17 protein-coding genes and 1 pseudogene are annotated in these 19514 nt (G+C 47.1%); 10 read left to right on the top strand and 8 right to left on the bottom strand.

Annotated elements, in window-relative coordinates:
• Window positions 1-57: 57 nt before the first annotated feature.
• Genes H6629_01970 through H6629_01960 form a run of 3 tightly spaced genes read left to right on the top strand, consistent with a single transcriptional unit; the run spans window position 58 to window position 2084 of the window.
• Window positions 58-1389, top strand: a complete 1332-nt coding sequence (locus tag H6629_01970) for a choice-of-anchor B family protein (GenBank protein MCB9066564.1) — start codon at window positions 58-60, stop codon at window positions 1387-1389.
• A gap of 60 nt (window positions 1390-1449) precedes the next feature.
• Complete coding sequence (locus H6629_01965; GenBank protein ID MCB9066563.1) at window positions 1450-1686, top strand: AbrB/MazE/SpoVT family DNA-binding domain-containing protein; 237 nt, start codon at window positions 1450-1452, stop codon at window positions 1684-1686.
• Entirely contained in the window at window positions 1686-2084 is a 399-nt protein-coding gene (locus H6629_01960; GenBank protein MCB9066562.1) for a type II toxin-antitoxin system VapC family toxin, read from the top strand. Before H6629_01965 ends, H6629_01960 begins: the two co-directional genes overlap by 1 nt.
• On the opposite strand, the gene H6629_01955 is transcribed toward H6629_01960, so the two are convergent.
• The 8 genes from H6629_01955 to lysS all read right to left on the bottom strand — a co-directional run bounded on the left by H6629_01955 (window position 2081) and on the right by lysS (window position 11920).
• Window positions 2081-3859 (bottom strand): ABC transporter ATP-binding protein, encoded by a 1779-nt coding sequence (locus H6629_01955; protein ID MCB9066561.1) that lies wholly within the window; start codon window positions 3857-3859, stop codon window positions 2081-2083. The genes H6629_01960 and H6629_01955 overlap by 4 nt on opposite strands.
• Window positions 3856-4320: a DUF2231 domain-containing protein gene (locus H6629_01950; protein ID MCB9066560.1), complete on the bottom strand. Its 465-nt coding sequence runs from the start codon at window positions 4318-4320 to the stop codon at window positions 3856-3858. Before H6629_01950 ends, H6629_01955 begins: the two co-directional genes overlap by 4 nt.
• Window positions 4321-4401: 81 nt before the next feature.
• On the bottom strand, window positions 4402-5505 hold the full coding sequence (locus H6629_01945) for a hypothetical protein (GenBank protein ID MCB9066559.1): 1104 nt from the start codon (window positions 5503-5505) through the stop codon (window positions 4402-4404).
• 56 nt (window positions 5506-5561) lie between these two features.
• Entirely contained in the window at window positions 5562-7661 is a 2100-nt protein-coding gene (gene recG / locus H6629_01940; protein MCB9066558.1) for an ATP-dependent DNA helicase RecG, read from the bottom strand.
• Between the two features lie 153 nt (window positions 7662-7814).
• A complete protein-coding gene (locus tag H6629_01935; protein ID MCB9066557.1) occupies window positions 7815-8507 on the bottom strand; it encodes an ABC transporter ATP-binding protein in 693 nt (230 codons plus the stop codon).
• 119 nt (window positions 8508-8626) lie between these two features.
• Complete coding sequence (locus H6629_01930; protein MCB9066556.1) at window positions 8627-9001, bottom strand: four helix bundle protein; 375 nt, start codon at window positions 8999-9001, stop codon at window positions 8627-8629.
• Window positions 9002-9082: 81 nt separating this feature from the next.
• Window positions 9083-10321 carry an ABC transporter permease gene (locus H6629_01925; protein ID MCB9066555.1) on the bottom strand — a complete coding sequence of 413 codons (1239 nt, stop codon included), beginning with the start codon at window positions 10319-10321 and terminating at the stop codon, window positions 9083-9085.
• Between the two features lie 102 nt (window positions 10322-10423).
• Window positions 10424-11920, bottom strand: a complete 1497-nt coding sequence (gene lysS, locus H6629_01920; GenBank protein MCB9066554.1) for a lysine--tRNA ligase — start codon at window positions 11918-11920, stop codon at window positions 10424-10426.
• A 604-nt stretch (window positions 11921-12524) separates the two neighbouring features.
• On the opposite strand from lysS, the gene H6629_01915 reads away from it, so the two are divergent.
• The 7 genes and pseudogenes from H6629_01915 to H6629_01885 all read left to right on the top strand — a co-directional run bounded on the left by H6629_01915 (window position 12525) and on the right by H6629_01885 (window position 19231).
• Entirely contained in the window at window positions 12525-13784 is a 1260-nt protein-coding gene (locus tag H6629_01915; protein MCB9066553.1) for a response regulator, read from the top strand.
• An 81-nt stretch (window positions 13785-13865) separates the two neighbouring features.
• Complete coding sequence (locus H6629_01910; protein ID MCB9066552.1) at window positions 13866-14342, top strand: purine-binding chemotaxis protein CheW; 477 nt, start codon at window positions 13866-13868, stop codon at window positions 14340-14342.
• Between the two features lie 11 nt (window positions 14343-14353).
• Complete coding sequence (locus H6629_01905; protein MCB9066551.1) at window positions 14354-14824, top strand: hypothetical protein; 471 nt, start codon at window positions 14354-14356, stop codon at window positions 14822-14824.
• On the top strand, window positions 14782-16191 hold the full coding sequence (locus H6629_01900) for a HAMP domain-containing protein (protein ID MCB9066550.1): 1410 nt from the start codon (window positions 14782-14784) through the stop codon (window positions 16189-16191). Before H6629_01905 ends, H6629_01900 begins: the two co-directional genes overlap by 43 nt.
• Before the next feature lie 123 nt (window positions 16192-16314).
• Entirely contained in the window at window positions 16315-16866 is a 552-nt protein-coding gene (locus H6629_01895; protein MCB9066549.1) for a hypothetical protein, read from the top strand.
• The gene (locus H6629_01890) at window positions 16836-18215 is read left to right on the top strand and encodes a hypothetical protein (protein ID MCB9066548.1); all 1380 of its coding nucleotides are present in this window, start codon (window positions 16836-16838) and stop codon (window positions 18213-18215) included. Before H6629_01895 ends, H6629_01890 begins: the two co-directional genes overlap by 31 nt.
• A gap of 752 nt (window positions 18216-18967) precedes the next feature.
• Window positions 18968-19231: pseudogene (locus H6629_01885) on the top strand (Hpt domain-containing protein).
• Window positions 19232-19514: the final 283 nt, after the last annotated feature.

Below are 19514 nucleotides of genomic sequence, written 5' to 3'. Positions count from 1 at the left end.
GGGAAAAAAACATGTAAATCAATAAAATGATTTTCGTGAAAATTTGTGAGGTGAACGATGAAAATCGACAAATTGGTGACGTTAACATATATGCTGTTGTTTGGAATCGTGTTGCAGTCTGCGGCGTTTTCCCAATCGCTGACGCTGCGAAAACAAGTGGCAACTCCCGGCACATTTCGCACCGATATTTGGGGATATGTGGACGACGCGACCGGGAATGAATACGCGATTGCCGGCGATCAGTCCGGCAGCGGCATAACCATCATTGATGTGACCGATCCGGACAATGCCACGATTGTTGGCGCCGAAACAACGGTAAACGGTTTCGACGTAAAGGTTTGGAATCATTACGTTTACACCGTAACCGGCGGTTACAGCGGATTGGGCGATATCATCGATATCAGCGATCCGGCAAATCCAAATGTGGTGGGTAGTTTCCCGACATCGCACAATATTTTTATCTCCGATAACGGTTATCTCATCGACGACCGGTTAAATATTTACGATTTGAACAGCACCCCGGAAGCGCCGGTTTTGGTGAATACGGGCAGCAATCCCGGACACGATATCGCGGTAATCGACGGGCGATTATACGATTTTCACGGCGGAGACGGCACCCGGATTTTTGATTTTAGCGATCCGGCAAATTTGCAATTATTGGGCGCAATCAACGATCCGTCGATCAATTATCACCACAGCGGATGGGTGAGCGCCGATCACAACACTCTTTTTATTTGCGATGAATTAGCCAATCATCCCACCGCGGACATCAGCGTTTGGGATATTTCCGATCTCGGAAACCCCGAACGCATCGACGATTTCGCCGATCCATCGGCGATTGTCCACAACCTCTATGTAATTGGAAATTATGCAGTTGTCGCGTATTACACCGCCGGTTTGCGGGTGTATGATATCAGCAATCCAACCAATATTTCCATCGTTGCAGAATACGATACCAGCCCGCTGAACGGTGAGTTTTTTGGCGGTGCGTTTGGCGTTTACGCCTTTTTTCCATCGGGAACCATTGTGCTGAACGACTGGCAGCAGGGTGTTTTTGTTTTCACTTTCGATAGCACCACCACCGGAACTGGTCCGCAACCGGGAGTTCCTGCGACATTCCGGCTCGCCCAAAACTACCCGAATCCGTTTAATCCGGCAACAACTATTGTGTTCGATTTGCCGAAAGAAAGCACGGTTAACCTGATTATTTACAATGTGATGGGGCAAAAAATCCGATCGTTGTATTCCGAGGCAAAAATTGCAGGAACGCATGCAGTGGATTGGGACGGACGTGACGATTCCGGAAATCCGGTGACATCCGGCAGCTATTTTTACCGGCTGGAAACCGACGGTTTTTCGGAAACGAAGCGGATGTTGCTGGTTCGTTAAATGAGTTGTAATCGGCACGAAAATTCCTTACCTTTTTGTAAGGAATTGAAAGGAATACAAATGATTGCCAAAATAACCAGCAAAGGGCAAATAACCCTGCCTAAAAAAGTTCGCGAAAAACTGCATCTCAAAACGGGTGATAAAATTCAATTTGAAATCAATTCGGATGGAAAAATTGAAATTACGCCGGTGATTTTTCACCTGTCTGATTTACAGGGGATGCTTACACCGCCCGCTAACCCCGTCAGTTTATCGGAGATGAACGCCGCGATCGAAAATGAAGGAGCTGGACAGTGATTCGTTACGGCATCGATACCAATGTGCTGATTCGATTTATCGTACAGGACGATCCGGAGCAATCGAAAAGAGCAACCGATTTTCTCAAAAATCACTGCTCGGAGGAGGCGCCGGGATTTATTTCGATGGTTGTTATGTGTGAAATTGTGTGGGTGCTGCGGCGTGCATACGGATATTCCAAATCAAATATAATCAATGTGTTGGAAACAATTTTACGAACATCTGAACTGATGGTTGAAGAGCCTCAAATAGCCTGGGAAGCGCTTCACAGATTTAAAACCGGCTCTGCTGATTTTTCAGATTTTATAATTGGAACCATTAACAAATCGGCAGGCTGCGAACAAACCGCCACATTTGATCAGCAGGCGGGGCAAAGCGATTTATTCCGGTTGATTTAAATTCGTGCCTGCCGGGTGTACAGCTGAAAATAGCGGTTTTCATTTTGCATCAGTTCATCGTGTGCGCCGCGTTCGACAATTTCCCCGCCGTCGATCACCAAAATCTGGTCGGCGCTGCGAATGGTGCTGAGGCGATGGGCAATCACAAAAGTGGTGCGTCCGCGCATCAGATTGGCGAGGCTATCCTGAATCACCGCTTCGCTTTCCGCGTCGAGATTTGAGGTGGCTTCGTCCAAAATCAGAATTTTTGGGTCAGCCAGAATCGCCCGGGCAATCGCGACGCGCTGGCGCTGTCCGCCGGAAAGTTTCACCCCGCGTTCCCCAACGATGGTATCCAGCCCTTTTTCAAAACGCTCCACAAATTCCAGCACGTGCGCCGCTTTCACCGCGTCGTTCAGTTGCGCGTCGCTTGCGTCGGGATTGCCGAAGCGGATGTTCTCGCGAATGGTGCCTTCGAACAGAAAATCGTCCTGCAGCACAACGCCCAAATTGGATCGATAGCTGGGTAATTTCACCGTGCTCAAATCGATGCCGTCCACGGTCACCGTTCCGCTGTCCGGAGTGAGAAAAGCGGACACCAAACCTGCCATCGTGCTTTTGCCGGAACCGGATGGCCCAACCAGCGCAGTGACGGTTCCGGCCGGCGCGCTAAAGCTCATATTTTTAATGACTTCCACATCTTTTTCATACGAAAAACGGACGTTGTGAAAATCCACGTTTCCCTGAATATTGCCCAGTTCCACCGTGCGCTCCGGCTCCGATCCCTCAGGCTCGATGTTCAGAATTTCTTCCATCCGGTCGAGCCCCGCAAACGCGTCGGTGATCTCGTTGCTGATGCCCGCGAGCTGGGCAATCGGACCGATCAGATACACCAGAAACAGCGAAAATGCCACAAAATCACCGAGGGTCATTTCGCCGGCGAGAATGCTGCTGCCGCCCATTCCCATCACCACCAAACCGACAATGCTCATCAAAATTGACATCAGCAATTCGCCGTAGCCGAATCCCAAAATGGTTTTGCGGACGTTCTGGAAAATGCGTCCGGTGCCATCGCTAAATACATTAATTTCAGCAGGTTCCGCGTTGAACGCTTTTATGATGCGAATGCCGCCGAGCGATTCTGTCAGCCGTCCGGAAACCTCCGCGTTGATTTTGCGACGCTCCCGGAATGTGGGGCGAAGAAAGCGCACCATTCGCCAGACAACAATTCCGGCCAGCGCCATCGGGGCGAGGGTGTAAAATGTGAGCGCGGCGTTCAGCCGGATGAGCACCACAAACGCCAGCACCGCCGTGATGATGCTGCCGATAAAATTGACCAATCCGGTGCCGACTAAAAAACGCACGCCATCCACATCAGACATGATTCGCGACACCAGCGATCCGCTGCTGTGTTCGTCAAAAAAGCGGCTTTTGAGATAAATAATGTGTTGCTGCATCCGTTCCCGCAATTGTTTGATGAGGTGTTGCGCCTCAATCCGCAGCAAATAAATGAGCGAAATACTGGTTCCGGCTTTCAATAATTCAGCGCCGGCAACGGCGGCAACCAGCCAAAACAGCATGTCCGGGCGGTTATTCCCGATAATTTCGTCCAGCAAATATTTGGACGATCCGGGCAAAACCAGACCCGCCGCACGATTGATTGAAATAAAAATCAGTCCGCCAAACATGCGCCAGCGTCGTGGCCAAACGATGGTGCGAAAGGCGTATTTCACCATCGGCAGCGATAATTTCGGGCGCTTTTTGGGATCACTGCTGTTTTTGAGGGGGCGCGTCATTCATCAAATCCGGGTTTTTGGGCAGGTGTTTTCGCGGGTTCATCGTGGCGTAATTGGTATTTGTAAGCCATATCGCCGCCGATGCTGCCGGTGCGGAACAGCATCGCTGCAATCGCGATGAGCATTGCCGCATACAGCCAACGCAGCGGTTTTTCGAGCGTGCGTATTCGTCCGGCTGCAAATCGCAAAACCATCGCAACGGCGATCAGCGCCAGCGTGATCAGCCCGGAAACGCGGTGCGTTTCTACCGTCGGCAGCGCTTCGCGGGGAATTTCCACAATTGAAAATGCCCGCAATCCGCTAAAGACGGAAAACGCCGCAAACACAGCGCCGGCGATCATCAAAATGCCGCCATATTTTTTGAACTGCAGATTTTTGGTGAAAAAATACAGCAATTCCAGTAATATTCCGGCAGCCAGAACAAATATGGTGATGTTAACAATTGTTGGGTGTAAGTTCATGTTTATAATAAAGATATCAGTTGATAAATATTCGTAAAACACCTAATTTAATCAAAAAAATATGCGAATTGCGTTTTTTTATTATTTTGCCCGTCGCCCAAATCCGACCGGAATCGCAGCGAAATGAATCCCGAAAACCAGTTGGTTGTCTTTGCGCAAATTCAGGAAAAATCCCGGTGAAAATCGCCCGAAACTAAAATTTCCGGGATACACATTCAGCCGCGCTTTGTAGCCTTTTGTGCCGGATAAAATCAGTGATGTCATCAGCGAATTATTGAGATCGTAAAACAATCCGCCCGTCCAAACCAGGGTTGCGGTTAGTTCGCGGACGCCGGTTTCGCTGTTGGTATCCACCAAATCTTTCACCACGAGCCCGCCGGCAACGCTGAAATTTTGCCCGTTTTCCCGGTGATATGTCAGCCCGTACATGCCGTGAACGCCCCAATGATACATCAAACTCCAGCGTTTCAAAAACGGGAGCCGGTAGCGAACCATGTAATTTTGCCCGTTGTTTTCGAGGGTGTTGAGCTGAAAATCGTATGCCGGCATAAATGACCAATCGCGCATGCTGAGCGTATTTGCGAAAAATCGGGCGACGCCATCGAACGAAAAAAGCAGCAATCCCGCAGTATTAAAAATGTAAATATCCGCAATGGGATCGATATTCGGGCCGGAATATTGGTTGTTTTCCACCACTTCATTCAACAAATGATAGCCAAACCACGAGGTGACCGCCCACATTTTTGCGTACGGAAAATTGTGGAATTTATACCAATCGACAAACTCCCGGTAGGTGAAGCCGCCGCCAATCAGGTGATTGTAATAATTGGGAAAATATTGGGCATTTTTGAGCTGAAAACTGGTCGGGATGACTTCCCGTTTCAAAAAATTTGACCAGCCGTACTGATTGATAACAGCGAGCGGGTGGGAGAGATTGTAGGTAACATTTTTCAGTCCGTGACCAAAATCCACTGTCGATAAATCGTTGGAGCGATTGCTGATTTGCAGAATGCCGAATCCACCGTTTACAATGGTCGTAAGTGGATTAAAAACAGCCTCGGAGCCGTAATTTTTTCCGTGATAAAAATAAGTTTCCGGAGGAGTTTCCTGCGCAAAAATGTTGGCAAAGAAAAATATAGTTGTCCCGATAAGGATAAAAAACGGCCGCAAAACAATTATTGACATATTTACAGCGAACCACATATAAAATTGAAATTTGGAAACGGGATTAGTTGCCAGCCTCAGGCAATATTGGGCATCTGGAATTTATCAACAAACTTATCTTTGAAGCGTTCCCGGATAATTTCGTTTTCCGGCAGCCGCAAATGCGGATCGCGCTGGACAATTGCGAACGCATCTTTCCGGGCGATTTCGATAATTTTTTGATCGGTCAGCAAATTGGCGAATTTCAGATCGGGCATGCCGCTCTGTCGAGTGCCGAAAAATTCACCGCTGCCGCGCAGCCGCAAATCTTCCTCCGCGATCACAAATCCGTCATTGGTTTGGCTCATCACGCCCATTCGCTCGCCGGCGATATCGCTGATATCTTTGGCTGTCACCAAAATGCAAAACGATTCATTTTTACCGCGCCCGACGCGCCCGCGCAACTGGTGCAACTGGCTCAGCCCGAAACGGTCGGCGTGTTCGATGACCATAATGGTGGCGTTTGGCACGTCCACACCAACTTCGATAACCGTTGTTGAAACCAGAATTTGGGTTCGCCCGTTTTTGAAATCGTTCATGATTTTTTCTTTTTCCGGCGCTTTTTGGCGACCGTGAATCAATGCCATCTTAACTTCAGGAAAAACATCAGCTTGGAGGTGCTGATATGTTTCGGTTGCGGCTTTGAGATCCAGCTTTTCAGATTCCTCCACCAGCGGATAAACGATATATGCCTGCTCACCTTTTTCGATGTGCTGACGCAGAAAATCCCAGATCAGCGGCAGCCGGTCTTCCTCGCGGTGAAAGGTTTTCACCGGATGGCGTCCCGGCGGCAACTCATCGATCACCGACACATCGAGATCGCCGTAAATCGTGAGCGCGAGCGTGCGGGGAATGGGCGTTGCGGTCATCACCAGCACGTGCGGCGTTTTCCCTTTTTCGATGAGATCGCCGCGTTGCATCACGCCAAAACGGTGCTGCTCGTCGATTACCACCATGCCCAGATTTTCGAAAATTACCTTTTCCTGGATGAGTGCGTGCGTGCCCACAATCAGGTCAACCTTGCCTTCGGCGATGCGGCGATGCACCGCTTTTTTCTCTTTTTCAGACAAGCTGCCGATGAGCAAGTTGACTCGTATCCCACTGTTTTTTAATAAATTAGATATGTTCGCAAAATGCTGCTGCGCCAGAATTTCCGTCGGTGCCATAATTGCCGCCTGATATCCGGCGGAGATAACCATTTGCATCGCCAGCATCGCGACCGCGGTTTTGCCGGAGCCGACATCGCCCTGCACCAGTCGGTTCATCGGCAATCCGCTTTGCACATCGTTGCGAATCTCGCCGAGCACGCGTTCCTGTGCGCCTGTCAATTGGAACGGCAGCAGGTTTTTCAGGCTGGCAAACGCCGTATCGTTCACGGGAATTTTCAACCCGATTGCCGGTGATTGGTAGAAGTGTTTTCGCAACGCCATCAGCAGCTGTAAGTAGAATAATTCCTCATACTTAAATCGCCGTTCAACCTGATGAAGGGCTTCGTGCGAATCCGGAAAATGCATCTGCCGGAAAGCGTCCGACCGGGAAAATAACAAATACTGCCGGATGAGCGATTGCGGCAGCGTTTCGGGAATCTGGTGCCCATATTTTTTGAACGCCAAAAACAGAATTTTGCGGAACACGTAATTGCTGATCCACGCTTTTTTGAGATCTGCAGTGGACGGATAGAGCGGAATAAGTTGCCCGGTATTCAGCGGCTCTTTTTGATCGCTGATCACGTCAAAATCCGGGTGGATAATTTGCCAGTATTTGTATCGCCCAACCTTGCCGGAAAACGCGACGGTTTGCCCTTCGTGGAACATTTTGCTGAACAATCGCGGTTGATTGAACCACACGGCTTCCAGAATGCCCGTGCCGTCGTAAATACGCACGGTCAGCCGTTTTTTGCCGCGTTCGATGAGCTGTTTGAACGAGACATCGCCGATGACGGTAACCGTTTCATCCTCGTTAATTTCGCTGATTTTGCGCACATCGCTGCGATCGAGATAGCGGCGTGGCACAACTTCCAGCACATCCTCAAATGTGTGAATTCCGACCGTTCGCAGCGCTTCCGCCCGTACCGGTCCCACGCCTTTCAGAAATTCGGCAGACATTTTTAGCGGATTTTGGCGGTCGTAATTGCTCATTTTATCGATGGGTTGGTTTAGTCAAAAAAAATGCCTCAAAAGCGCAGAGGGCACGGAGGAAAAAATAGCTTTAATACAACAGAAACAATTGTTTAAGTTGGGTTTTCGTTCAATGTAATTTGTGTCTCTGCGGCAAAAAGATACTTCAAAAACTCAATTTTTGGCAACGATTTCTTCCCGCTCCACTTTGCCGTCCAGCAAATGGATGATGCGGTGCGTACGGTGCGCCAACTCGTCATCGTGGGTCACGATTACAAATGTTTGGTGATATTTGCTGTTCAATTCCAGTATCAGGTCGAACAAAATATGGCTGTTTTTACGATCGAGATCGCCGGTGGGTTCGTCCGCCAAAATCAGTTTCGGCTGATTCATGAACGCCCGGGCGATAGCCACACGCTGCTGTTCACCGCCGGAAAGCTGGTTCGGCTTGTGATAAAAACGTTGCTGTAACCCTACATCTGTCAACAGCTTACGGGCATGTTGTTCATCGGAGTGCCAGTCGTTGCCGCGAATCATCCGGGGCATCAGCACGTTTTCCAGCGCGGTAAATTCCGGCATCAAATAGTGAAACTGGAAAATAAATCCGATGTGCTCGTTCCGGAATTTTGCCAACCGTTGCTCGTTAAACTGGAACACGTCTTCGCCATTGATGAGCAGCGCTCCGCCGGACGGCTGATCGAGCGTGCCCAGCAAATTGAGCAGCGTGCTTTTCCCGACGCCGGACGGCCCCATAATTGCAACAATTTCGCCAGTTGCAATTTTCAGGTTTACGCCTTCCAACACGCGCACTTTTTCCGGTCCGCTGTCGTAGGTTTTACTGAGATTTTTGGATTCTAATATTGTCATTTTAAAAGGATAAAGGATAATTGATAAAGGATAAATAAATATTTTTTTAGGTTAAAGAATAATTTCTAACGGATAAATAATTGTTTTTTAAGGATAAAGGATAATTGATAAAAGATAAATCAGAATTCCCGTGGTCTGGTTTTAATAATGATTGACGCAAAGATTTTTTTTAATTCATCGGATTCTTCGATTAAAAAAGACAATTCTTTATTGTTTTCTGCTGATGTTGCCTGAAGCAGACGCAGCCAATAATTGGTTTCTCGTGCTTCTTTGAAAACGATCGCACATTTATTGCTGAAATCTTTTTTCGAATTGCTGCCCTGTGCTTCTTCGTAATTTGCGCCCATTGAAGTGGCAGATTTTATCAGTTGATTTTTGATAATCCGGTTCTCCGGTGAATCCGAAATTGATCGTAAAAATTTGACAATTCGAACGGCAAATTCGAATAACCGCTCATTGAGATTACGTCCGTAATTGCTGCTTTTTTCTGAAATAACCCACTTGTCGTTACTTTGCACAATATCATAGTTTATCAGGTTTTCCAATTTATCCTTCACCCTTTATCCTTCCAATAGCTATTCATAGCGAATGGATTCCACAGGATTTAAGCGCGAAGCTTTGTAAGCCGGATACGCCGCAGCGAGGATGCACAGCGCCATCGCGATGAATGAAACCACCGCAAAATCGAAGACTTCCATCTTCACCGGCAGTTTATCGATGATGTAAACATCCGCCGGAAGTGTAACAAAACCAAAGGTTTGCTGTGCCCAGCAAATGCCGTATGCCAGCGCGGTGCCCAGCACCGTTCCCAGCATTCCGATGATGATGCCTTCGTATAAAAAGATGCGCATAATTTTGGGTGCGGATGCGCCCATGCTTTTCAGAATGCCGATTTCGCGGGTTTTTTCCATCACAATCATCACCAGCGAACTGACGATGTTGAACGCCGCTACCATGATGATCAAGCTGAGAATGATGGTGAACAGCCACTTTTCGTATTCCATCCAGCTATACAAACTTTTGTTTTGATCGAACCATGTTCGGGCGAGATACGGGTAGCCGCCGAGAAGTTCTTCCAGCTTTGGGGCGATGGATTGGGCGGATTCGTAATTGTCCAGTTTTACATCAATGCGGGTTGCTTTGCCTTGCATTTTGAACAAATCCTGCGCGGCTTCCAGCGAGGTGTATGCCAGAATTTTGTCGTATTCGTAAAAACCAAGCTCGCTCAAACCGGTGACGACAAACTGTTTGGCGTGGGCGCGCGGCGTGAGGCTGAATTGTTCGGGAATGGAAAATAAGGTGACAATTTCACCGGGTTCGAAAATAAACAACTGCTCCGCCAGATATCGACCGAGGACGATACCGTTGTATTCGCGATCTTCCACGGTTTGTTTACCCAAATCAAATTTTCCGGAAACGATGCTGTTGGTAACAATGCTCACCTGTGCAACCGTTTCGGGATCGACACCGCGAACCGCCACCGGCGTGTTGTTGCCTTTGGAAACGAGCACGCTTTCCTTCACAATCACCGGCGATGCGCCGGAAACGCCGGGATAACCGCGAATCGAATCTGCGAGTGCGTCGTAATCCTCTATTTCATTGGCGTAAAATTTCCGCAGGTGGATGTGGGCATCTGCGCTGATCAGCCGATTGCGAACCTCGGATTCAAAGCCGTTATATGCAGATAAAACAATATCTAACGCAGCCACGCCAATCATCACGCCGATTACGGAAACATAGGTAATAATGGAAATAAAACCGGTGCGGCGTTTCGCCCGGAAGTAGCGTAGGGCGACAAAAGATTCAAAATTCATTGCGTATTTTCGTGCTTTCTGGTTGACGGGCTGAGCCGTTTCCGATTGGGAAAATCCGGCTCAACCGTTATCAAAATGATCGAATCAAAAACCGATTCGCAATTATTCGTGCGTTTCCGGGCGCATATGCGGGAACAGCAGCACATCGCGGATGGACGATTGATCGGTTAACAACATCGTCAACCGGTCGATACCGATACCGATGCCGGCGGTTGGCGGCATGCCGTATTCCATCGAGCGTAGGTAATCTTCGTCGAGCACTTGCGCTTCGTCATCACCGCGGGCTTTTAATCCCATTTGCGATTCGAACCGCTCGCGCTGGTCTTTCGGGTCGTTCAATTCGGTGAAAGCGTTGCTCATCTCTTTTCCGGCGATCACCAGTTCGAACCGCTCCACCAGTCCCGGTTTATAGCGATGTTTTTTCGCCAATGGCGAAATTTCCACCGGATGATCCATGATAAACGTGGGCTGCACCAGATTGGGTTCCACAAATTCCCCAAAAATTTCATCGATAATTTTACCGCTGCCCCAACTGTCATCCAGTTTCATGTTCAAATCTTTGGCGATGCTGCGCATTTCCGCTTCATCTTTGCCGTATAAATCCACCCCGGCGTATTCTTTGATGCCTTCGAGTAGCGGCATGCGCCGGAAGGGCGGCGTCAGATCAATTGCTTTGCCCTGATAGTTGATGTTGGTGGTGCCCAGCACCGTTTCCGCGAGATGCTGGAACAGCTGTTCGGTAAACGCCATCATCCAGTGGTAATCTTTATACGCGACGTAAAGTTCCATCTGCGTAAATTCCGGGTTGTGAAAGCGGCTCATGCCTTCGTTGCGGAAATCTTTGGCAAATTCGAAAACGCCCTCAAATCCGCCGACGATCAACCGTTTGAGATACAGTTCGTTAGCGATTCGCAAATAGAGCTTCATATCTAATGTATTGTGATGGGTTACGAACGGACGCGCCGAAGCGCCGCCGTAAATCGGTTGCAAAATCGGCGTTTCCACTTCCAGATAACCCTGGTTGTTCAGAAAATTGCGCATCGAATTAATGATTTTGGAGCGTTTGACAAACACATCCTTCACCTGCGGATTGACAATCAAATCCACATAGCGCTGGCGATAGCGTTGTTCCACATCGCTGAACGCATCATAAACAATTTTCTCGCCGTCTTCCTCTTTTTCTTTGGCGATGGGCAACGGGCGCATAGATTTGGAGAGCAACACCAGTTCATCCGCCGCAACGGAAATTTCCCCGGTTTTGGTGCGAAACACGGTTCCGGTCACACCGATAATATCGCCGATATCGAGCAGTTTGTATGCCTCAAAGCCTTCGTCCCCTAACGCGTTCTTGCGTATAAAAATCTGAATTCGTCCGTCCATGTCCTGCAAATCTGCAAAAGCGGCTTTGCCCATCAGGCGATTTGCCATCATCCGTCCGGCAACTTTAACCGTTTTATTTTCCAAATCCGCAAACTGCTGTTTGATATTTTCACTGGAATGTGTTTTGTCAAAATGGTATGGATAGGGGTTTATCCCTAACTCACGCAGTTTTTCTGTTTTCTGAATGCGCTGGGCAATCAGTTGGCTGACTTCTTCCATGGGGCTATCTCCAAAAATTACAATTTGTTACTCAAAATTGACGTAGTTCAATAAAATCATCCAAAAAAACGATTATTTTAGGCGTAATGAAACGTAAAAAAAAATTAGTATTGTGCAGGCATTTATTAAAAATAAAGAACGTCCCATCAACAAAAACAGGGACGCTTAGCCTTCTCAGAAATAGATGGTTTAAATTCAAAAGTTAAAGAAAATTCGATTTTATCACAACGTTTTCTTCAAAACGGCTAAATTTATTGAATGAAAATCGGAAAAATATCATTTTTAATCGCTCAATTGAGTGTGAATTTTATATATTGGTGTGGAAAAAAGCGAAAAAAATACTATCAATAAACCGGGATTTTTTTTAGATTTAGCGTTGCAATCAGCTCTCTGGAATATATTTTGGAAAAACTTGCAAATTACCGCTAAGTCCGCTAATCCCGTTCACGAAGATTCTTTCATCTAAGCTGATTAAAACAAAGCAGGGTTAAAAAAATATCTTTGTATAAAGATTTTTCAAAAACATACGATTATAATGTATAATTTTTTGCCTTTACGTATATTAAAGGAAGCCCAAGGCGCGAAATAACATAGGAGCACAACTGTGAGTCAGGTATTTTCAAGGTCCGACCATTTAAAAGAAAAAGTATTCGACATTAAATTACAGATTAACGAATGGAAAGTTCTGTTTGCAATCGATGGCAAAAAGAGTGCACAAGATATTGCAGAATTTCTTGATCTGGATACAGTGGTTGTTGAAAATGCGCTGCAGAAATTTTCTGGTTTGAGTTTTCTGAGCGGTAATGGCAACTACGAAGCTGCTGAAGTTGCTGATGAAGCCGAAATGGGTGTTATCGATACAGAACCGGAAGATTTTGAAGCACCTGATTTTGATTTGGATGATGCATCCAAAGACACAGTTGAAGCTGTAATTGACGATGAGCTTTCCGACCTCGACATTGACGACGAAGAAATGGCGCAGAGTTTTCCGAATCGATTGACAATTTTTTTTGACGAAGTTGAAGAAACCGACGAAGATGTGCTGGATGCTTCGGAGGCTGAACTGACCGAAGATGTTGCCGAACTGGACGAGCTTGATACGGGCGCAGCAGAAGCCGATTTTAGCGAAACAGATGACGACGAAGACCCGTTTTCCACGAAAGAAAGCGAAGACCTGGATTTCGACTCGTTGCTGTCCGAAGCCGGTGAACTTTCGGCTGATTTGGAAGATGAGCCAGATGCCGACACAGAAGAAAGCGCAACGGAAGATGACGACGATTTCGATTCGCTGATCGGCAATTTGCTCGATGACCAGGAAATGGATGATTTGTCAACTGACCTGGATGATAGCGATACCGATATCGGCGATATGGACGGCGAGTTCGATTTGAGCAGTATTTTCGATGAAGACTTGGTGGATGTGGACGATTCGGACAGCGAAACAGCTATTGAAGAAACAAAAACGCCCGTTGCTCCGCCGGAATTCACAACGCCCGGAACCGGCACTTCGCCAACCATTCTGGTTGTGGATGACAGTGTGGTGATCCGCAAAATGGTCGAAATTGCGTTGGAAAACGAAGATTACCAGATCGTTTCTGTTTCCTCCGGAAAAGAAGCATTGAATTATTTGGACGACAACACGCCAGACCTGATTATTTTGGATATCATGCTATCCGACGTAAACGGGTTGGATGTGCTCAAAGCCATCAAAGCCAGCAAAGATATTCCTGTTGTGATGCTCTCCGCTAAAGATACGCCGCGCGAAACGTCACGCGCAAAACAACTGGGCGCAGATGACTTTATTCCGAAACCATTCAAAGATGAAGAACTGGTTGGAAAAATTAAAGAATTGATTCGTAAATAACTGCACCGGTATTGTATTCTCAATTTCGCAAATGATGCATCTTGAAAATGCCATTTGATGTGCGAAAATCGAAATAAATTTATGGTAGATAAACAAAACGGGCGTGCACCGCAGGATATTGAGCGGCTTTCCATCTTTGAACTGGGCGGAAAGCTGTTTGGTTTGGATATCTTTAAAGCCCGGGAAGTTATTCCGGTGCCGCGATTTACCCCGCTCCCGAATAGTGAAGAAATTTTTTTAGGCGTATTTAATCTCCGTGGCGAGATTTATCCGCTGGTGGACGTTTCGCCGGTGTTGGGATTGGCGCGAAAAAATGTCGGATCAGATGATATGGTTATCATCGTCGAAGACGCCGCCGGATTTCCGTTTGGCATGTTGATCGACAAAATCCATAGCGTAATCGCCTGTTCTTCCGGTGATATGAAAAATGCCCGGGGAATGGTGCCCAAATCGATGGAAAAGTTTTTGAAAGGCGTGCTTCCGCACCGCGATATTTTTATTTACAAATTGGATCTCGAAAATATTTACCGGGCGAAACAAATTTTAGCCCACTTTTAACTGGTGATTGAATGAAACGCAATTTTATCGGGCTACAGTGGAAATTTTTCTTTATCCTCTTTGGCATTTGCTTTGTTGTAATGGGCATTTTGGCTTATTACTCATACAAAAGTGATCGCGAGGAGGTATCGCTACAATCCCGCTATTACCTCGAAAACCTCGGACGCATGCTTTCTGTCAGCTTGGATGGCGAAAACATTGCTGCTTCTTATGCTCAGAAAACCAATTTGATTCTGGAATACAATACAGCATCCAGTCAGGTTCAGCAATTTTATCAACAATTCGAATCGGGTGATCGTCAATTTCCGCTAAAAGCCATAATTATTCTAATACCGGAACGCGAAAACACTCGCGTTTTTATTCTACAAGAGTTCCATTTGAATTTCTGGAAACGCGCCCCAATTATCCCGAATTACAAATTGTCCGGCAGCAAAATGCGGTGGTTTTCGCATCGGAATCATCCATTGGTGAAGAGAACGTAAATACAGCTTTTGCGCCCATTTACGATAGCCGGAAAGAGTTGGTAGCATTTGCAAGAATCGATATTTCGCAAGACGCGCTTTCCGCGCAGATGCCCTCGTTCTGGCTCAATTTTTTGGTTTACCTGCTGTGGGCAGTGGTGATCAGTCTTGCCGGAAGTCTCATTTTATCCCGGATGGTTACCCGTCCAATAGAGCGATATGTAGATTTTGTCAATCGCGTTTCCGAAGGCAACTACCATTTGCGATCAGATATGCAAAGCCAGGATGAACTGGAAAAAATCGGACATGCAACCAACGTTATGCTGGAAAAAATTGAGGGATTGATCGAAACCGAAGCAGATCGTGACCGGCTGCAAAACAACATCACCAGCTTGCTGGGCATTGTTTCCCGCGCAGCGGACGGTGATTTTACTGCTACCGCCAACGTTACGGCAGATACGCTTGGCGCACTGGCAGATTCGTTCAATTTGATGGTTGCGGATTTGTCCAACCTGATTCGCGATGTGAAAAGCGCTGCCGAACACATCGAAAAATCGACCCGGGAAGTGCTCACCAATACCGAAAATATGGCTCGCGGTGCGGAAACGCAGGCAAAGGAAATCGAAGGCATTTATCGCGCGGCGCGCGAGATGGCAGAAATTTTGAAATATGCGAACGTCCGCACGTCGCAGGCGGCGGAATCTGCCCGGAGGGCTGCGCAGGTTGCCCTTGCCGGAACAGAAGTTGTGAAAAAATCCACCGAAGGAATGGACGCCATCCGGGAACGGGTTCAGGAAACCGCCCGCCGGGTTCGCTCGCTCGGACAAAGTTCGATGGAAGTCGGTGAAATTATTGAAGTTATCAGTGATATTGCCAATCGCACAAATTTGCTGGCACTCAACGCAACTATCGAAGCTGCCCGCGCCGGAGACGCCGGCCGCGGTTTTGCCGTTGTTGCAGACGAAGTGCGAATTCTGGCGGAACGCGCAAGCCAGGCTGCCAAAGATATCGCCAATCTGATTGAAACAATTCAGGATGGCACAAAAGAGGCGGTTATTTCTATGGAACACGGCATTGAAGAAGTGGAAAAAGGCACTCATTATGTGGACGAAGCCGGATCTGCATTGAAGGAAATTATCGGGATGGTGCAGGATTCTTCCCAATCGATTACCGAAATTTCCGGAGCGTTCCAGCAGCAAACCAAAGCCAGTTCCGATATCGCCGAAGCGGTGAAACGCACCGCAACAATTGCCAAAGATACCGCCGAAAATTCCCGGCATTCCCGCAAATTGGCGGAACAAATGGAAAGCCTTTCGCGAATGCTGAACACTGCGGTCTCCAAATTCCGGATGAGCGACAGCCGCAGCAATCACAAAATGAAAGTTTGACAAATAAATTCGTAACCTATTGTTTTTATTGATCACAATTTACTTTCGACAGGAAAACTTTGGGATCAAGACATGGATGGCTATCCAAAACATGCATTGTAAACCATAAACAGGTCTTTTGCCATGAATGTGAATACATCTGTTAATTTTGAATCGTTTTACTATTTTGAGTTGCTGGAAAAAATTCGCAAGGGCGGAGAAGCGCAATATGGCGCTGAAGCCCAAAAATATCTGGGAAAGTTGCTGGAATTTCTCGAAAGCGAAGATGATGCGTTAGTCAGTATTGAAAATCTGGCAGGCGCTCAAAGCACCAGCGATCTGGCAATCTTTTTTTCGGATATTATCGATCACGTCAGCACGGTTTCGCCGGAAGAATCGATGGGGAAAATTGATGATCGCGTGCGCGATTTTCTGGAAATTTTTGAGGTTTTTCTCCAAAATGATGAATGGAAAGAAGCCGTTGAACGGGAAATTTTCAGCCAGTTGGGTCAGGAAAGCGATGCGAAAACCGGACAAAAAGAATCAGCTGAATCGGATGCCGGTGGTGCTGAAAGTTGCGAAAAAATTCTGAACGATGCAATTGCGAGCCATGCGGAAGATTTGCCGGATGATTTGCAACATAAATATATCAATTACGCAATGCATTGCTGCAACAACCCGATATCGCCAATCTGATTGAGATGGGCGTTGATCACCCGGAAACCTCCGGATTTTATCAGACAACGCACGTTATTTCCCAAATGTCTGCCGCCGATACGGACAACATGGATATGAGCGGTTTCCAAAAACAGGCTGATGCCTGGGCAAAAACGTTCAAAAATATTTTTATTGATCAACCGTTTGAAGTTTCGGATCTGTTCGAATTGGAAGTGGTGGATGAGGCAGTGGAAGATGTTGCAGAAACCGAACCTGCGGAAACTGAATTTGAGGAAACCGAATCGTTCGAAACCGAAACAGTTGAAGCTCTCGTTTCGGAAACCGAATCTGTTGAAGCGCCTTCCTTTGAATCGATGTTTGAAGAAGCAGATAACGAATTTGCGGAAGATGCGGAAGAAGAAGCGCATTTTGAAGAAAAAGCCAGTGAACTAGATTCTCTGGTAGAGAGCATCAACAATCGCGAATCGCGCTCTACTCATGCCATAAATGATAGCGAAGAAGCCCGCGAACGACGCAATATGTTGCGTGATTACGTGATTAGCGAACTGGAATCCTATTCCGAAGAAATTTCGGAAGCTGTTGAAATACTGGTGCATCACCCCACCGACGCGGATATGGCGTTGCAATTAAAAGATGCACTCAAAGCGTTGAAAGACCTCGGGCAAATCCACAATTATCCGGCTATCGAATCTGCTGCGGATACGATTTTGCGAATGTATGCCCAATTGCAGCAGGAAAAACAATCTTTCCCCGAATCTGAAAAAACTGCGTTCGATAAATTATTGAGCCTGATGCGTGATTATGTGGACGGTGTTATCGCCGGAAAATATGAGGCGGTGGAGCAACATATTGTCCGGTCGCTGGCGGAAATGCACGGGCGATTGTTCGACGCCGAGCCGGTTTCGAATGTGTATTCCGGTGATACGCTGGAAGCCGCATTTCAAGATGTGGTCAGCCGTTTTGCCCGGCAATTGCAGGCGCATCTCGAACAGCCGCAATCGGACGATGCCGTTGCATCGGTTTTCGAAAACCTGAATTACTGGAATGCGTTGCTGTTGCCGGATATCGCCGGACGCGCTGTTCAGCAAATGCAGCAATTTTTCGCACCGGGACAACTCGAAAAATTAACGCCGGAACAGCATCAATTTTTGGCGGATATTCTGAAAAGCTGGGAAACATCCTACGTTACCGAATCGCAGGAAGTGTGGCAAAATTACAACGATCAGTTGACCGGAATGTATTCCGAACTGACCGGAACGTTGGAATTGATGAGGCAGAAGATGCTTTTGCCGATGTCGCTCAACGCCAGTTGGAGGCGCTGGAAGCAACATTGGCAGCGGATGACGCAAATATTGCAGATGTGCTGAATGGCGAATTTGCTGAATTTCTGGAAATTTTCCGGGAAAACAGCACGTTGGTCAATCGCACCAGTTTGGCAAATATTGCCACCGGACTCCAAAATGCGCTGGATTCGGCGGATGTCGCAGCGCTTTCTGAAAACGATGCGATCGCAGATGATTTGCGCAGTGTGATTCAGCAAATACGGCAGTCTGTCAATCAGCCGGACGAAATTGTTGATGTTGACGAAATTATCGCAGAATTTGATTTGCTGGTGACCATTGTGCCGGAGGAAAACGAAGACACAGAAACATCATCTATTGATGATTTGCCGGATGATGAGTCGATTGAAGATATTTTTGAAACGGAAATTGATGAAATTGAAGAATCCGCTGAAGCGGTTGAAGACGCGCTTGAAGATGAATTGGTTGATGATTTGGAAGAAGAATTGGAAGATGAATCGGATGAAGATATCATCAAAACCATCGAAGCGGAATATGCCGAATTCGAGACAGATGAAGAGCTTGAACTTGAAGATGTTAACAAACTTGTCGGTGAAATAGAAGATGCCGAAGACCTGAAATGGCTCGAAGATGTGGATGCGAATGACGAGACTGACGAGATCGAAACCGAGGCTGAACAGCCGGACGAGGCTGTAACGGAAGAATTAACCGGCGACGAAGCGACGGAAGAATTTGATTTTGCAGATGGTTTGGATTCATCCAATTTAGCAGAAGAGGTCGAAAATGAACCATCAGAAGAAGATCTTGAAGAAGAGGAAATGATTGCTGTTTTCCGGATGGAGGCTTTCAGCTATCTGAACGAAATGGAATCATATTTGCGATCGCTGGAATCGGATATTTCCGATCGCGAGGTTTGGCGAGGTCTGGGTGTTTCGGCGCATACGCTGCGCGGCTCTGCTCAAATGATCGGGCGATCCGATATCGTGGAGTTGACCGATCCCATTGATCGAACCATCGATCTTGCCCAAAGCGGCAGCATTCCGGCAAACAACGAATTGTTGAGCATTCTCCGAAAAATGGTATTGCTGATAAAGGATCGGGTTAATAATCACGAAGTAGACAGCACATCGGTACTCAACGAACTGGAACAATTTATCGCGGCAAATACGGGTATCACCGAAGCGCAAATCAGCGAATATGCCGATACCGAAGAATTTGTGTATTTGCGCGAGCAAGATCCCGAATTGCTCAGTATATTCCAAAATGAAGTGAGCAGCAATTTTGATGTTGTCGAGAAAAATCTGACCAATCTCGAAAAATTTACCTACGACAAAGAAGCGGTTCAACAGATCGAACGTGCGGTTC

The organism is Calditrichia bacterium (assembly GCA_020634975.1).
Lineage (GTDB): Bacteria > Calditrichota > Calditrichia > RBG-13-44-9 > J075 > JACKAQ01.
Note: the sequence above shows the minus strand (reverse complement) of the source record. Positions and strands in the feature narration are given on the sequence as shown.

Excerpts from the sequence above, each read along its gene's own strand:
- H6629_01970 (MCB9066564.1), top strand. The coding sequence starts at position 58 with ATGAAAATCGACAAATTGGTGACGTTAACATATATGCTGTTGTTTGGA.
- H6629_01965 (MCB9066563.1), top strand. The coding sequence starts at position 1,450 with ATGATTGCCAAAATAACCAGCAAAGGGCAAATAACCCTGCCTAAAAAA.
- H6629_01955 (MCB9066561.1), bottom strand. The coding sequence starts at position 3,859 with ATGACGCGCCCCCTCAAAAACAGCAGTGATCCCAAAAAGCGCCCGAAA.
- H6629_01950 (MCB9066560.1), bottom strand. The coding sequence starts at position 4,320 with ATGAACTTACACCCAACAATTGTTAACATCACCATATTTGTTCTGGCT.
- H6629_01945 (MCB9066559.1), bottom strand. The coding sequence starts at position 5,505 with ATGTCAATAATTGTTTTGCGGCCGTTTTTTATCCTTATCGGGACAACT.
- recG (MCB9066558.1), bottom strand. The coding sequence starts at position 7,661 with ATGAGCAATTACGACCGCCAAAATCCGCTAAAAATGTCTGCCGAATTT.
- H6629_01935 (MCB9066557.1), bottom strand. The coding sequence starts at position 8,507 with ATGACAATATTAGAATCCAAAAATCTCAGTAAAACCTACGACAGCGGA.
- H6629_01925 (MCB9066555.1), bottom strand. The coding sequence starts at position 10,321 with ATGAATTTTGAATCTTTTGTCGCCCTACGCTACTTCCGGGCGAAACGC.
- lysS (MCB9066554.1), bottom strand. The coding sequence starts at position 11,920 with ATGGAAGAAGTCAGCCAACTGATTGCCCAGCGCATTCAGAAAACAGAA.
- H6629_01910 (MCB9066552.1), top strand. The coding sequence starts at position 13,866 with ATGGTAGATAAACAAAACGGGCGTGCACCGCAGGATATTGAGCGGCTT.
- H6629_01905 (MCB9066551.1), top strand. The coding sequence starts at position 14,354 with ATGAAACGCAATTTTATCGGGCTACAGTGGAAATTTTTCTTTATCCTC.
- H6629_01895 (MCB9066549.1), top strand. The coding sequence starts at position 16,315 with ATGAATGTGAATACATCTGTTAATTTTGAATCGTTTTACTATTTTGAG.